This window comes from Brevundimonas sp. EU05-FHT14B07, from assembly GCF_058790795.1.
The window spans coordinates 21,722-34,708 of the sequence record NZ_JBYTCZ010000005.1 but is presented as its reverse complement, the minus strand read 5'-3'; the positions used below and the strand labels follow the sequence as shown (position 1 = coordinate 34,708).

Annotated in this window: 13 protein-coding genes and 2 tRNA genes; 10 read left to right on the top strand and 5 right to left on the bottom strand. The window is 66.0% G+C overall.

The window, feature by feature from the left end:
* Window positions 1-7: 7 nt before the first annotated feature.
* From AC3WRC_RS12440 to AC3WRC_RS12430, 3 genes are all read left to right on the top strand, one after another.
* Window positions 8-727, top strand: coding sequence for an energy transducer TonB (locus AC3WRC_RS12440; RefSeq protein WP_055754883.1), 720 nt, complete (start codon window positions 8-10; stop codon window positions 725-727).
* A gap of 150 nt (window positions 728-877) precedes the next feature.
* Window positions 878-954: transfer RNA gene (locus AC3WRC_RS12435), tRNA-His, on the top strand.
* A 110-nt stretch (window positions 955-1,064) separates the two neighbouring features.
* Window positions 1,065-2,051 carry an aldo/keto reductase gene (locus AC3WRC_RS12430; RefSeq protein WP_492304064.1) on the top strand — a complete coding sequence of 329 codons (987 nt, stop codon included), beginning with the start codon at window positions 1,065-1,067 and terminating at the stop codon, window positions 2,049-2,051.
* A gap of 72 nt (window positions 2,052-2,123) precedes the next feature.
* Here AC3WRC_RS12430 and AC3WRC_RS12425 read toward each other — a convergent pair whose 3' ends face one another.
* Both AC3WRC_RS12425 and ligA read right to left on the bottom strand, forming a co-directional pair.
* Entirely contained in the window at window positions 2,124-2,546 is a 423-nt protein-coding gene (locus AC3WRC_RS12425; RefSeq protein WP_265150844.1) for a DUF2147 domain-containing protein, read from the bottom strand.
* A 116-nt stretch (window positions 2,547-2,662) separates the two neighbouring features.
* The gene (gene ligA / locus AC3WRC_RS12420; protein WP_492304063.1) at window positions 2,663-5,002 is read right to left on the bottom strand and encodes an NAD-dependent DNA ligase LigA; all 2,340 of its coding nucleotides are present in this window, start codon (window positions 5,000-5,002) and stop codon (window positions 2,663-2,665) included.
* A gap of 120 nt (window positions 5,003-5,122) precedes the next feature.
* On the opposite strand from ligA, the gene AC3WRC_RS12415 reads away from it, so the two are divergent.
* The 3 genes from AC3WRC_RS12415 to AC3WRC_RS12405 all read left to right on the top strand — a co-directional run bounded on the left by AC3WRC_RS12415 (window position 5,123) and on the right by AC3WRC_RS12405 (window position 7,315).
* Window positions 5,123-6,079 (top strand): M28 family peptidase, encoded by a 957-nt coding sequence (locus tag AC3WRC_RS12415; protein ID WP_492304062.1) that lies wholly within the window; start codon window positions 5,123-5,125, stop codon window positions 6,077-6,079.
* 11 nt (window positions 6,080-6,090) lie between these two features.
* The gene (locus AC3WRC_RS12410) at window positions 6,091-6,573 is read left to right on the top strand and encodes a hypothetical protein (RefSeq protein ID WP_492304061.1); all 483 of its coding nucleotides are present in this window, start codon (window positions 6,091-6,093) and stop codon (window positions 6,571-6,573) included.
* A 172-nt stretch (window positions 6,574-6,745) separates the two neighbouring features.
* Window positions 6,746-7,315 carry a sugar transferase gene (locus AC3WRC_RS12405; RefSeq protein WP_492304060.1) on the top strand — a complete coding sequence of 190 codons (570 nt, stop codon included), beginning with the start codon at window positions 6,746-6,748 and terminating at the stop codon, window positions 7,313-7,315.
* On the opposite strand, the gene rpiA is transcribed toward AC3WRC_RS12405, so the two are convergent.
* Together rpiA and glmU are read right to left on the bottom strand one after the other, a co-directional pair.
* Window positions 7,312-7,995, bottom strand: a complete 684-nt coding sequence (gene rpiA, locus AC3WRC_RS12400) for a ribose-5-phosphate isomerase RpiA (protein WP_055754889.1) — start codon at window positions 7,993-7,995, stop codon at window positions 7,312-7,314. The two genes, AC3WRC_RS12405 and rpiA, sit on opposite strands and share 4 nt — an antisense overlap.
* A complete protein-coding gene (glmU, locus tag AC3WRC_RS12395) occupies window positions 7,992-9,344 on the bottom strand; it encodes a bifunctional UDP-N-acetylglucosamine diphosphorylase/glucosamine-1-phosphate N-acetyltransferase GlmU (RefSeq protein ID WP_055754890.1) in 1,353 nt (450 codons plus the stop codon). The genes rpiA and glmU overlap by 4 nt, the downstream gene beginning before the upstream one ends.
* A gap of 64 nt (window positions 9,345-9,408) precedes the next feature.
* Between glmU and AC3WRC_RS12390 the strand changes: the two genes are divergently transcribed.
* The 3 genes from AC3WRC_RS12390 to AC3WRC_RS12380 all read left to right on the top strand — a co-directional run bounded on the left by AC3WRC_RS12390 (window position 9,409) and on the right by AC3WRC_RS12380 (window position 11,643).
* On the top strand, window positions 9,409-10,122 hold the full coding sequence (locus tag AC3WRC_RS12390) for an HAD-IA family hydrolase (RefSeq protein ID WP_492304059.1): 714 nt from the start codon (window positions 9,409-9,411) through the stop codon (window positions 10,120-10,122).
* 100 nt (window positions 10,123-10,222) lie between these two features.
* Window positions 10,223-11,512: a dicarboxylate/amino acid:cation symporter gene (locus tag AC3WRC_RS12385; protein WP_492304058.1), complete on the top strand. Its 1,290-nt coding sequence runs from the start codon at window positions 10,223-10,225 to the stop codon at window positions 11,510-11,512.
* A 56-nt stretch (window positions 11,513-11,568) separates the two neighbouring features.
* A tRNA-Val gene (locus tag AC3WRC_RS12380) sits at window positions 11,569-11,643 on the top strand.
* Here AC3WRC_RS12380 and AC3WRC_RS12375 read toward each other — a convergent pair.
* On the bottom strand, window positions 11,600-12,595 hold the full coding sequence (locus AC3WRC_RS12375; RefSeq protein ID WP_492304192.1) for an ROK family protein: 996 nt from the start codon (window positions 12,593-12,595) through the stop codon (window positions 11,600-11,602). The two genes, AC3WRC_RS12380 and AC3WRC_RS12375, sit on opposite strands and share 44 nt — an antisense overlap.
* A gap of 243 nt (window positions 12,596-12,838) precedes the next feature.
* On the opposite strand from AC3WRC_RS12375, the gene AC3WRC_RS12370 reads away from it, so the two are divergent.
* A complete protein-coding gene (locus AC3WRC_RS12370) occupies window positions 12,839-12,979 on the top strand; it encodes a hypothetical protein (RefSeq protein ID WP_165116349.1) in 141 nt (46 codons plus the stop codon).
* Window positions 12,980-12,987 lie beyond the last annotated feature (8 nt).

The window sequence follows — 12,987 nt, the reverse complement described above, 5'->3', positions numbered from 1 at the left end:
AGATAGTATGACAGACGTCGAATATCATCGCAGTCGCTACGACGTACCCAAGAAGAAGGGCTTCATGGGGGTGTCCTACCCCGTGCTGATCGTCTGCCTGATGGTGGTCAGCATCTTGTTTGCGTTGCTGATCTTCTTTGTTCAGCAGTCCAAGTTCAAGCTGAAGGAGTTTAACTACGTCGACGAGTCCGTCGAGGTCGAGTTGGTCGAGCCGGTTCCTCCGCCTCCGCCGCCTCCGCCTCCGCCGCCTCCGCCGACGGACACGCCTCCGCCGCCGAAGCTTCAGGTGCGCGTGCCGGCTCCGGTCCCGAACATCGTCCCCCCTCCGCCGGTCAATATCACGCCGACGAAGAAGGAAGATCGGGTTGAATACACGGGTCCGCCCGTCAACATTCCTGGACCTCCGCCTCCGCCTGCGCCTCCGGCTCCGCCGCGCCCGTCGACGATCACGAACGTTCAGTGGTCGCGCCAACCGCGCCCGACGGCTGATGACTTCCCGGCGCGTGCGCTGGAACGTGAAATCAGCGGTTCGGCTACGGTCGAGTGCACCGCGCGCTCCAACGGTGCTCCGGCGAACTGCCGCGTGATCTCGGAAGAGCCCGCAGGCATGGGCTTCGGCCGCGCCGCCATTCGGGTGGTTCAGCGTGGACAGTTGTCCCCGCGGACTGTCGACGGCGCCGCTCAAGACGCGACCTTCCGCGTCCGGGTGCCCTTCACCCTCGGGTGATGGTTATTGCAACAGACAAGACGCCCCGGAGAGCAATCTCCGGGGCGTTTTTCTTTGTCGCGTTGCCGGCGAAATCTCCTGACGAAATGTGAGGAAGGCGCTTGATCGCCTGCCGCAGGCCCGGTAGAGAACGCGCCTCGCGATGCGCGGGCCGCCTTAGCTCAGTTGGTTAGAGCGCCGGTTTGTGGAACCGGAGGTCCTCAGTTCAAGCCTGAGAGGCGGTACCATCGCAAAGCGCGGCCGGGCTTGCAGCCCGCCGTCGCCGCGACCATTTCCTGATCATCGATCGCCATATCCGTTTTTAGGCCGATCCCCACACCGACAGGAGAAGGCCCCTATGAAGACGCGCAAGTTGGGTGCGAACGGCCCCGAGGTCTCGGCCATTGGCTTGGGCTGCATGGGGATGAGCGCCTTCTATGGCGGCTCCGAAGAGGCTGAGTCCATCTCCGTAGTCCATCGGGCGCTCGATCTGGGCATCACCCTGTTCGACACCGCCGAGATGTACGGCCCTCACACCAACGAGGTGCTGGTCGGCAAGGCGCTGAACGACCGGCGCGACCAAGCCTTCATCGCCACCAAATTCGGCATCAACTATAACGCCGACCGCACCAAGCTGATGACCGACGGCAGCCCGGCCAATGTCCGTCGCGCCATCGAGGGCAGCCTGCAACGCCTCGGCGTCGATCACGTAGATCTTTATTATCTGCACCGCGTCGATCCGGACACGCCGATTGAGGATACGGTCGGGGCGATGGCGGAACTGGTCAAGGAGGGCAAGGTCCGCTTCCTGGGCCTGTCCGAGGCCGCACCCGACACCCTGCGAAAGGCGCATGCGACCCATCCAATTACGGCGCTGCAGACGGAATATTCGCTTTGGAGCCGCGAGCCGGAGGACGAACTGTTCGCAGTCGTGCGCGAACTGGGCATCGGCTTCGTGCCCTATAGCCCGCTGGGGCGAGGCTTCCTGTCGGGCGACATCACCTCGATCGATGACCTGGACGCAGACGACTTCCGCCGCACCAATCCGCGCTTCATGGGCGAGAACTTCCAGAAGAACCTGGATCTGGTTGAGGCCGCGAAGGCAATTGCATCGGACAAGGGCATAACTGCCGCTCAACTGGCGCTGGCCTGGGTGCTGGCGCAGGGCGAGGATCTGATCCCGATCCCCGGCACCCGTCGTATCGCGACCTTGGAGCAGAATGCGGCGGCCGTGGACGTCGTGCTGACGCCTGAGGATCTCGCCCGGATCGAGGCCGTCTTCCCCAAAGGCGCGGCGACGGGGCATCGCTACGCAGAGGCGGCGCGGGCGGCGCTGAATCGCTGAGCCACAAGCCAAATGAAAAAGGCCCGGTCGAAGCGCTCCGACCGGGCCTTTCGTAAATGGGGCGTCCTGACCCTACTGGATGCGGGTCCAGGTCTGGGTCTTGCACAGCGGAGCCACAATGCAGCCGCGCAGACGCAGGCTGTTGTCGTTTGTCATGGTGATGGTGCCGCGATAGGTTCCGCCGTCGGCCGGATTGTAGACCGAGCCGTTGCGCCATTCCGTCGGACCGCCGGTGAAGCCGGTCAGCATGGGCAGATTGCGCAGGGTGCGGTTCCGCTGAGCAGCGTTGCGATTGTTGGCGTCGCGCGCATTGGCGTCGGCGCGAATGTGGTCAGACGTCACCAGCGTGCCGCACAGCGCCTGGCCGCAGCGCGCGATCCGCACCTGACCGCCATTAGTCGGCGTCTGCCACAGGCCGGTCGGGTCGCCCGCCAGGGCTGGAGAGGCGAGGGCGCCCGCCAGGGTCGCCGCGGCCAGCATGATCTTGATCTTCATAGTCGTTCCCTTTCGTCGGGTCGGTCGCACCGCCCGTTGAAGCGGACGTTGATCGCGGTTTCGGTTGAAAACAAGGCCAAAACCCCAGCGATCACCAACGAAAACCGACCCTTAGGTCAACTTCGACCGCCGATCAGGGCCAGCCATTCGTCCTCGGTCAGCACCTGGACGCCATGCTTCTCGGCGTCCTTGAGCTTGGAGCCGGCTCCGGGGCCTGCGACGAGGTAGTCGGTCTTTTTCGACACTGAACCCGAGACCTTGGCGCCCAGGCTTTCGGCGCGGGCCTTGGCCTCGTCGCGGGTGAAGCGCTCCAGGGCGCCGGTGAAGACGACGGTCTTGCCCGCGACCGCAGTGTCGGACTTGGGCCGTTCGGCATCGAGGATTTCGGTCAGTTCGGCTTCCAAAGCCTCTACGACCTGCAGATTATGCGGCTCGTGGAAGAAGTGGGCCAAGGCCTCGGCCGCGACGGGACCGACGCCGGTGACACCGGCGATCTGGTTCAGGATTTCGGACGGGCCGTCCTCGCGCGCGACACGGGCCAGTTCGACCAGCCCGGACCAGTCGTTCGCCATCGTCGCCAGAGACCGGCGGGCCGGAGCGGCCATGCCGGGGAAGGCCTGGCTGATCTTCATGTCCATCGTCGCCTCGGGCCAGGGATCTACGGCGGGGGGCGCGGCCTCGGCCATCAGGGTCAGGACGCGGGGCGATATGGCGTGGGCGGCGGCCAGGTCGGTCCAGGCGTCGGACGGCACGCCCGAGGCGGCTTGGAGGCAGGCGGCCTTCAGCGCGGACCAGCTCTCGAAAGCGCGGGCCAGGACGATGGAGGTCTGTTCGCCGATGTCGCGAATTCCCAGACCGAACAGGAACCGGTCCAGCGCGATGACGCGACGGGCGTCGATGCCGGCGACCAGATTTCGGATGCTGGTCTCGCCATAACCATCGTCGCGTTCCAGTTCTTTCAGCCGCGCCTCGTCGCGCGCCAGTCGGAAGATGTCGGCCGGCTCCTTGATCCAGCCCCGCGCATGGAAGGCGACCAACTGCTTTTCGCCTAATCCCTCAATGTCAAAGGCGCGGCGGCCGACGAAATGCTTGAGTCGTTCGACGATCTGGGCGTCGCAGACCAGGCCGCCGGTGCAGCGGCGCTTGACCTCATCGCCTTCGCGCACGGCTTCCGAGCCGCAGACGGGGCAGTGTTCAGGGAAGGCATAGGGGACGGCGTCGGCGGGACGTAACTCCGGGACCACGCCCAGGATCTGGGGGATGACATCGCCGGCGCGTTGCAGGCGGACGGTGTCGCCGATGCGGACATCCAGACGCTCGATCTCGTCTTCATTGTGCAGGGTGGCGTTGCGCACCACCACGCCTCCGACGGTGACGGGGTGCAGGCGGGCGACGGGGGTCAGGGAGCCGGTGCGGCCGACCTGGATGTCGATGCCTTCCAGCACCGTGGTCGCCTGCTGCGCCGGGAATTTGTGGGCGATGGCCCAGCGAGGGCTGCGGGCGACGAAGCCCAGGCGGCGTTGCCAGTCGATGCGATCCACCTTGTAGACCACGCCGTCGATGTCATAGCCCAAGGTCGCCCGGTCGCGTTCCAGTTCGCGATAGACGGCGATCAGGCCTTCCGCACCCTCGACCCGGCGCGAGCGGGCGTTGACGGGGAAGCCCCAGGCCTTGAGCTTTTGCAGGGCTTCCCACTGGGTCTCGGCGAAGTCGCTGGAGTGTTCGCCCCAGGCGTAGGCGAAGAAGTTCAGCGGACGTTTGGCGGTGATCCGGGCGTCCTTTTGGCGCAGGGAGCCGGCGGCGAAGTTGCGGGGGTTGGCGTAGGTCCGGCGGCCTTCCGCCTCTGCGGCCGCGTTGAAGGCGGCGAAGGCGTCATTAGGGGCATAGACCTCGCCCCGGATCTCAATCCGGGCGGGCCAGTCGACGCCGGCCAGGGTCTGTTGCACATCGGCGATGGTGTTCAGATTGGCGGTGACGTCCTCGCCCGCGCGGCCGTCGCCGCGCGTGGCGCCGATCGTCAGTTTGCCGTCGACATACAGGAGATTGGCGGACAGGCCGTCGATCTTGGGCTCGGCGACGAAGGCGATCGGTTCGTCGGCGGGCAGTTTCAGGAAACGGATGATCCGGGCCACGAAATCGCGCACCTCGCCCTCGTCGAAGGCGTTGTCCAGCGACAGCATGGGCACGCCGTGGCGCACCTCGGCGAACTGGGTTGAGGTGGCGGCGCCGACCTTGTTCGACGGCGAGTCGGGGCGGACCAGATCAGGGAAGGCGGCTTCGATCGCCAGGTTGCGCGCACGCAGGGCGTCGTAGTCGGCGTCGGAAATCTCGGGCGTCGCCTCGTTGTAGAGCGCGTCGTGACGGGCCATTTCGGCGGCCAACCAGGCCAGGGCCTCCGCGGCCGTCTCGGCGGTGAGGTCTTCGACGGGGACTTCGAGAGGAATCGCGTTGGCCATGGCCGTCGTCATATCATCTGACGCGCCGCCCGTGCATCGCGCAAAGCCGATGATGACAGAACCGTAGGCTGACGCGCCGTCCGCACTTCGCTAGGTTCGCGCATCCTTATCGGAGCCTGTATGACTCGTTCGACCCTCTGCCTTTTCGGCGCTGGCGCCGCCCTGATCGTCAGTGGTTGCACCGCCGTTCCCGCGACAGCTCCGAGTGCGCCGAGCGCCGTCGCGCCGGTTTCCAGCCAACTGCTGGACGATGTTCGCATCCTGTCGGCCGACGACATGCAGGGCCGCGACACGGGCTCTGAAGGCGGCGAGCGGGCGCGCGCCTATATCGTGGCGCGACTGGAGGCCATGGGGGTTCAGGCGCCGCCGTTCGGGCGTTTGCAGCGGTTCGAGACGCCGGGCCGCACGCGCGAGGGGGTGAAGACCTTCAGCGGCGTGAATATCGTCGGCCTGATCCCCGGAACGCGCGTCGCCGACCGCTATATCGTCGTGACGGCCCATTACGACCATGTCGGGGTCAATGACGGTCAGATCTTCCACGGCGCCGACGACAACGCCTCGGGCGTGGCGACGATGCTGGAGCTGGCGGCGCGACTGAAGGCCCAACCGCCGGAACACAGCGTGCTGATCGTCGCGCTGGACGGCGAGGAGCGGGGGCTGTTGGGCGCTCGAGAATTCGTCAAGGCGCCGCCGGTGCCGCTGTCGTCCCTGAGCCTGAACCTGAACTTCGACATGACGGCGCGGGCGGAGACCGACGGCCATCTGTGGGTCACCGGGACCTATCAGCACCCCAATCTGCGCCCCGTGCTGGAGGCCGTGGCGCCGAACGGCGCCGTGTCCTTCGCCTTCGGCAAAGACACCCCGCAGGATACGGGCGAGAACAACTGGGTCGACGCCTCCGATCATGGCGCCTTCCACGAGGCAGGCGTGCCCTTCCTGTACATGGGCGTCGATTATCACCCCGACTATCATCGACCGAGCGACACCTTCGACAAGATCGAGCCATCGGTCTTCACCAGCGCGACCGAGATCGCCATCGCCGGGTTCCGCGCTTTGGACCAGGCGCTTGATCGATGAGATCCTCATGGATGGTTGTCGCGGTCATAGGCTTACTGAGCCTGGCGGCATGCGAGCGGCGCGACGCTGCGACACCGACGTCGACGCCGGAAGCGACGTTCCAGCATCGTCTAAGCGGCGATATCTCGGGCGACTATCGCCCGACAGGTGAGGCATCCATTCAGCCCGTGGCATCGCTGTTCATCGGACAGGATGAGGCCTTTGCTGCCTGGGAAGGCGGCTCCCGCGCTTCGCCGCCTCTGATCCTGTCGCTGACCGGGCCGCAGGGCGAGGTCAGGGTTCTGCCGGACGCCTATGTCGTCACCGACGATCGGATCCAAATGAGCGGGTCTGCGCCTGGCATGGGCCCGGTCGAGTTGTCGGCGCGAATTGACCAGGGCGCTTTGGCGACGGCGCGGCGCAATCTCGGCGATCAGACGCCTATCGTTACCGGGACGGTTTCGGTGAGCGGCCGTCGCACGTCGTTCATGCTCAGTTGGTGGGGTGGCGACTGATCTAAACAAGCTGCGTTGGCGGCGCGCCAAGATTGCCAATGACGCAATCCCAAGTTATGGTGACGCTTGGGGGCGCTGGATGTCGATATCGGAATTGGCCGGGTGCGATGTAACGTCGACATGCGGTGTCGGGGCGCATCGGCGCCGTGTTCGTCTCGACCCGACCCGCGCCATGGATATCGCCTTCGCCCTGATAGGGCTGCTTCTGACCTGGCCGCTCTTCGTTTTCATCGCCCTGGGCGTAAGGATGCAGGACGGAGGGGCCGCGATCTTTCGCCAGCAACGGATCGGGCGCGACGGCCGACTATTCGACTGTCTCAAGTTTCGCTCGATGAGGATGGGCGCGGAGCAAGCCTTGCCGTCAGCCTTTGATCCGGAATGGCAGGCGATGCGAAAGCTGACGCACGATCCGCGCGTCACGTCGCTGGGCCGCCTGTTGCGAAGGTGCAGCCTGGATGAACTGCCTCAGTTGATCAATGTGTTGAGAGGCGAGATGTCGCTGGTCGGCCCCCGACCGATCGTGATCGACGAGGCTGGGCGATATGGCCGGCGGCTGGCCGACTACTGCGCGGTGCGCCCGGGCCTGACGGGGCTGTGGCAGGTGTCGGGGCGCAACGCCGTGCCCTATCCGCGGCGTGTGGCGATGGACGTCTGGTTCGTCAGAAACCGCACCGTGAGCGTCTATCTGGCGATCCTGGCGCGCACGGTCCCGGCGGTGCTGAGCCGCCGGGGCGTGTCCTAGGGAAGGCGCTCCTCAACGCCCTCGTCCGTCCCGATGATGGCGAAGTCTGCGAGGTCCAGGAACAGGCCGTGTTCCACCACGCCGGTGGTCAGTTTCAGATCGTCGGCCAGACGGACCGGATCATGGATCGCTTTGCAGCCCGCATCGTAGATCAGATTGCCGCCGTCGGTGCGAACCAGGCCGCGATCCGCCTGACGCACGCGCGCCGGCTGGTTGATGTCGTGGTCGATCAGCACATCGGCGATGCGGTTGGCTGTCGTCTTGTGACCGAAGGCGACGACCTCGATCGGCAGGGGGAAGGTCCCCAGCACAGGCACCACCTTGGCCGCGTCGGCGATGACGATGCAGCGGGCCGAGGCCTCCCACACCAGTTTCTCGCGCAGCAGGGCCGCACCGCCTCCCTTGATCAGCGCCAGGCCCGGCCCGATTTCGTCGGCGCCGTCCACGGTCAGGTCGATGCGCGGCGTGTCCTCCAGCGTCGACAAAGTCAGCCCAAGTTCGCGCGCGAGATCTGCAGTCTTCTCCGATGTCGGCACGCAGCGCAGGTTGGGCAGGTTGCGCGCCGCCAGCGCCTTGACGAACCAGGCGGCCGTCGAGCCGGTGCCCAGGCCGACGATCATGCCCGCCTCGACGTGGGCGGCGGCGGCCTCGCCGGCGTTCTTCTTCTGGAGGTCGCTCATTTAAATTTCGCAGCCTTCTTGGCCTTGGCTTCGACACGGAAGGCCGCGGCCGCTTCGGGTTTGACAGTCTGGCGCGCGCGGCCGAAGGCCATGGCGTCGGCGGGCACGTCCTGGGTAATGACAGAGCCGGAGGCGATCAGGGCGCCGTCGCCGATGACCACCGGGGCCACCAGGCTGGAGTTCGATCCGACGAAAGCGCCGGCGCCGATCTGGGTCTGCGCCTTGTTGAAGCCGTCGTAGTTGCAGAAGATCGTGCCTGCGCCGACGTTGGCGCCCGCGCCGACCGACCCGTCGCCGAGATAGGCCAGGTGATTGGCCTTTGCGCCTTCGGCCATCCTGACGTTCTTGACCTCGACGAAATTGCCGACCTTGACCCCGGTCGCCAGGTCCGCGCCGGGACGCAGGCGCGCGTAAGGACCGACTTCGGCGCCGGCAGCGACCCGCGCGCCCTCGATATGGCTGAAGCTGCGAATGCGCGCGCCGCCCTCGATCACCGCGCCGGGACCGAAGACGACGAACGGCTCGATAACGGTCCCGCCGCCGATCTGGGTGTCCCAGGCGAAATGAACGGTGTCAGGCGCCGCCATCGTCACGCCGGCCGCCAGGAAGTTGTCGCGTTGCACGCTCTGGAACAAGGCTTCGGCCTGAGCCAGCTCGGCCTGGGAGTTGACGCCCATTACCGCGTCCTCAGCGGCGAAGACGGCGCGGGTCGGATGGCCGCCCTGGCGTGCCAGAGCGACGACATCCGTCAGATAGTATTCGCCCTTGGCGTTTTCGTTCTTCACGTCGGCCAGCAACGAGAAGAGCAGGCCGGCCGGCGCGGCCATGACGCCCGAGTTGCAGGCGGTGATGGCGAGAATCTCGGCCGACGCCTCCTTGGCCTCCGTGATGGCGGTCAGGGTGTCGCCTTCGACGATCAGACGGCCGTAGGCGCCCGGATCGCGAGCCTTGAACCCGATGACGGTCACGCCGTCGGCATTGAACACGGGCTCGATGTCGGCGGCCTTTAGCAACGGCACGTCGCCATAGGTGACGACCACCTCGCCGTCGAAGTCGGCCAGCGCCTGTTCGGCGGCGCGCACGGCGTGGCCGGTGCCGAGCGGCGGGTCCTGGACCGCAATGGCGGCCTCGCCCAGCCGTTTGACGACATGGGCCCGGACCTCCGGCGAGTGATTGCCGACCACGACGACGATGCGTTCGCACCCCAGGCCTTCCGCCGCATCGATGGCGTGGTCCAGCATGGCGCGGTGGGCCACCGGGTGCAGCACCTTGGGCAGCGGCGATTTCATCCGCGTGCCCTGGCCGGCGGCGAGAATGATGGCGGCGCGGGCGCGCGTCTGGCTGGTCATGAATCGTCTCGCAGTCTAGTCGTCCTGCGATCTAGCCCATCATGCGGGCCAGCGGGAGATGTGGATGAGCGATCGCGACCTGGAAGGCTGGACCATCGCCTTCGACCTTGACGGCACGCTGGTCGATTCCGCCCCGGACCTGATCGGCACGCTGAACCGGATGCTGGTCGAGGAGGGGCTGCCGCCCGTGCCGATGGAGTCCGCCTCGACCCTGATCGGATCGGGCGCGCGGGCGCTGCTGGTGCACGGCTTCGAAGCCGCAGGCGCGCCGGTCGAGCGGGCCAGGTCGGACGAACTGTTCGAGCGGTTCCTGGTCGATTACGCCGTTCATATCGCCGACGGCTCGCAGCCCTTCGAGGGTGTGGTCGAGACGCTGGAGCGGCTCAGCGAGCGGGGCGCTATCCTGGTCGTGGCCACCAACAAGCGTTCGGACCTGTCGGAGCTGTTGTTGGGCAAGCTGGACCTGACCCGACATTTCGCCGCCATCGTCGGCCCGGATCGGGTCAGCGCGCGCAAGCCCTCGGGCGCCCATCTGAAGGAGGCCGTCGTGATCGCAGGCGGTGATCCCGAACGGGCCATCATGGTGGGAGACGCCGCGCCGGACGCGGACGCCGCTAAAGACGCCGGCATGCCCTGCATTCTGACGACCTTCGGCTTTACGCCGACGCCCGTCGAAGACCTGGGCGGGGACGTGCTGATCGACGCTTTCGAGGACGTCGAAGAGGCGATCGACGGTATCCTCTCCGACTTCTACGTAAGGCGGGCGCTGAAATTCTGAAGCCAGCCGACAGGAAATCTGTCGGCGGAATGATCGCTGCTGCGGTTGCGGATCGCCATGGCTATGGACAGATTGGCGCACCCCTGTTGAAAGTGCCGTCATGCTCGCTCGCTTTTTCAAGATCCCGCTGTGGCAGCGGACCGCCGCCGGCTTCATCCTCGGCATCATCGCCGGGCTGATCCTGCGCGAGCGGGCCGAGACTTGGCTTCAGCCGATCGGCGACGTCTATCTGAACCTGATCCGCATGGTTGTGGCGCCGCTGGTGCTCTTCACCATTGCCAGCTCGATCGCCAAGCTGGGCGAGGGGGCGGGGGCCGTGCGGCTGGGGGTGCGGACCATCGTCTGGTTCGCCATCACGTCGTTGCTGGCGGTGCTGGTCGGTTTCGCCTTCGGCCACATCATCAATCCGGGCGTCGGCCTGTCCAACTTGCCGCTGGGCGAGGTCAAGGAACGGGTGATCCCGACTCCGCTGGAAGTCTTGATCGGCGTCGTGCCGACCAATCCGTTCGCCGCCCTGGCCGAGGGCAAGGTGCTGCAGATCATCTTCTTCTCGGCCCTGGTCGGGATGGCGCTGGTGGCGCTGGGCGACCGGGCGCAGGGGGTGCGGCGTCTGGTGGACGAAGGCGCGGCCGTCATCTTCCGCATCACCCGCTGGGTGATCCAGCTGACGCCCATCGGCGTGTTCGGCCTGATCGGCTCGGTCGTCGGCGGTTATGGCTGGGAGGCGCTGCTGCCGCTGCTGAAGTTCATTCTCGCCATTTATGCGGCCTGCCTGTTCCACATCCTGATCGTCTATTCGGGCCTGCTGAAGTTGCACGGTCTGAAGGTCACCAGCTTCTTCCGCGGCGCCTTTGCGGCCCAGCAGACCGCATTTGCGACCTCATCCTCGCTGGGGACGTTGCCGATCACCCTTCGCCAGACGGTCGAACGGCTGGGCGTGCCCCAGGCCTACGCCGCCTTCGCCGTGCCTTTGGGCGCCAATGTGAAGATGGACGGGTGCGGGGCCATCTATCCGGCCATCGCCTCGATCTTCATCGCCCAGTATTTCAAGATCGATCTGACGCTGACCCAGTACGTCCTGATCGGCCTGACGGCGGTGCTTGGGTCGCTGGGAACGGCCGGCGTGCCGGGCACCAGCATCGTCATGCTGACCCTGACCCTGTCGACCGCCGGCCTGCCGCTGGAAGGGATCGGCTATATCGTCGCCATCGACCGGATTATCGACATGATGCGCACCGCGACCAACGTCACCGGCCAGATGCTGGTCCCGGTGCTGGTGGCCAAGGAGGAGGGCATCCTCAACCAGGACATCTACAACGGTCACGTCGCCTGGCTTCCGGGCGACCCGGAAGCCGATACGCCCGAAGGCGTTCGCGCCGCCGGAATCTGAAACAGGCGCTTGCGCGGGGCCGGCGACCGGGCTATGTCGCCGCCTCCGCAAGGCAAGGACGCGTAGCTCAGCGGGAGAGCACCTCGTTCACACCGAGGGGGTCACAGGTTCAATCCCTGTCGCGTCCACCATCTCCACTTCGATCTGATCCTGGCCCTGCGTCCCCCAGTTCTTGGGCCACGCGCCCGTGACAGACCGGTAGGCGAGTGCCAATGCGCCGATCAGTCCGGCGGACACGCCCGCGGTCGGCGCCGCGATATAGGTCTTCATATCCAGATTCCGCAGGCTCGCGTCATAGCCGCCGAGCTGTCTCACCAGCGCCTGTCTGACCAGATCGTACATGTGCGGCTGCATCACGCCGCCGCCGATGATGATTCGCTCCGGCCGCAGCGTATAGGTCAGGTTGGTGCACAGACCGGCGATATACTCCGCCGCCATCGGCCAGGCCGGATGATCACGAGAAAAAGTCTCGGCCGCCGCACCCCAGCGCGCTTGCAGCGCCGGCCCGCTCGCCAAGCCTTCCAGACAGTCACCGTGGAAGGGACAAACGCCCGAGAACGTCTCGTCGCCCTTGGCGCGGGGCAGCCGGATATGACCGGCTTCGGGATGGTTCGCCCCGCCATGCGGCGCGCCGTCAATCATCACCCCGACCCCCACGCCCGTGCCAACCGTGACGTAGCAGAAGCTCTCCAGCCCTTGCCCGCTGCCGAACAGATGTTCGCCGACGGCCGCGCCGTTCACATCGGTGTCCAGCGTCATTGGAACATCGAGGAAACGGCTCAGACGGGCCAACAGGTTGACGCCGCTCCACCCGGGCTTGGGCGTGCTGGTGATGGCGCCGAAGTCCGGCGCGTCGGATTTCAGGGACAAAGGGCCGAAACTGACGGTCGCCAGCGCAGAAAGCCGGCCGTGCCTCGACTGGGCGTTGACGAAGAAGGCTGCAACCGCATCGAGCGTCTCGTCGGGCGACGTCGTGGGTATACGAATCTGGTCGACAATCACGCCGTCGGCGGCGGCGACGCCGCAGATGAACTTGGTGCCGCCGGCTTCGACACCGCCAAGGAGGGTGGGTTGGGTCGACATGGGCGCCTGCCTGCTGGGTGCGACGAAGGTTTGCGGGACTGAACATCGAATAAGGCCAAGCGTTCAGAGCCCATGACCCTTTTAGCTCGCCTGTTCATCGCCTTCGACGCCGCAGCCAAGATTTTGACGCGCAAGGAGAGACTGCTGTGAGCTGCTTTTGCATGGTGCTGGATTTGGCGATTGCGTCCGGCACCATGCATCGTCACCTTCACCGCAAGATCAAGATTTGAGACGAGGACGCCGATGGCTCGCAAACCCAACTATAGCTTTGAGCGTCAGGAACGTGAGCGCGCCGCAGCGCTGAAGGCGGCCGAGAAGGCGGCGGCGAAGGCCGAACGCAAGGCTGAAGCTGCGGCGGAAAAGTCGCCTTCTTCGGAAGACTGACATTTCGC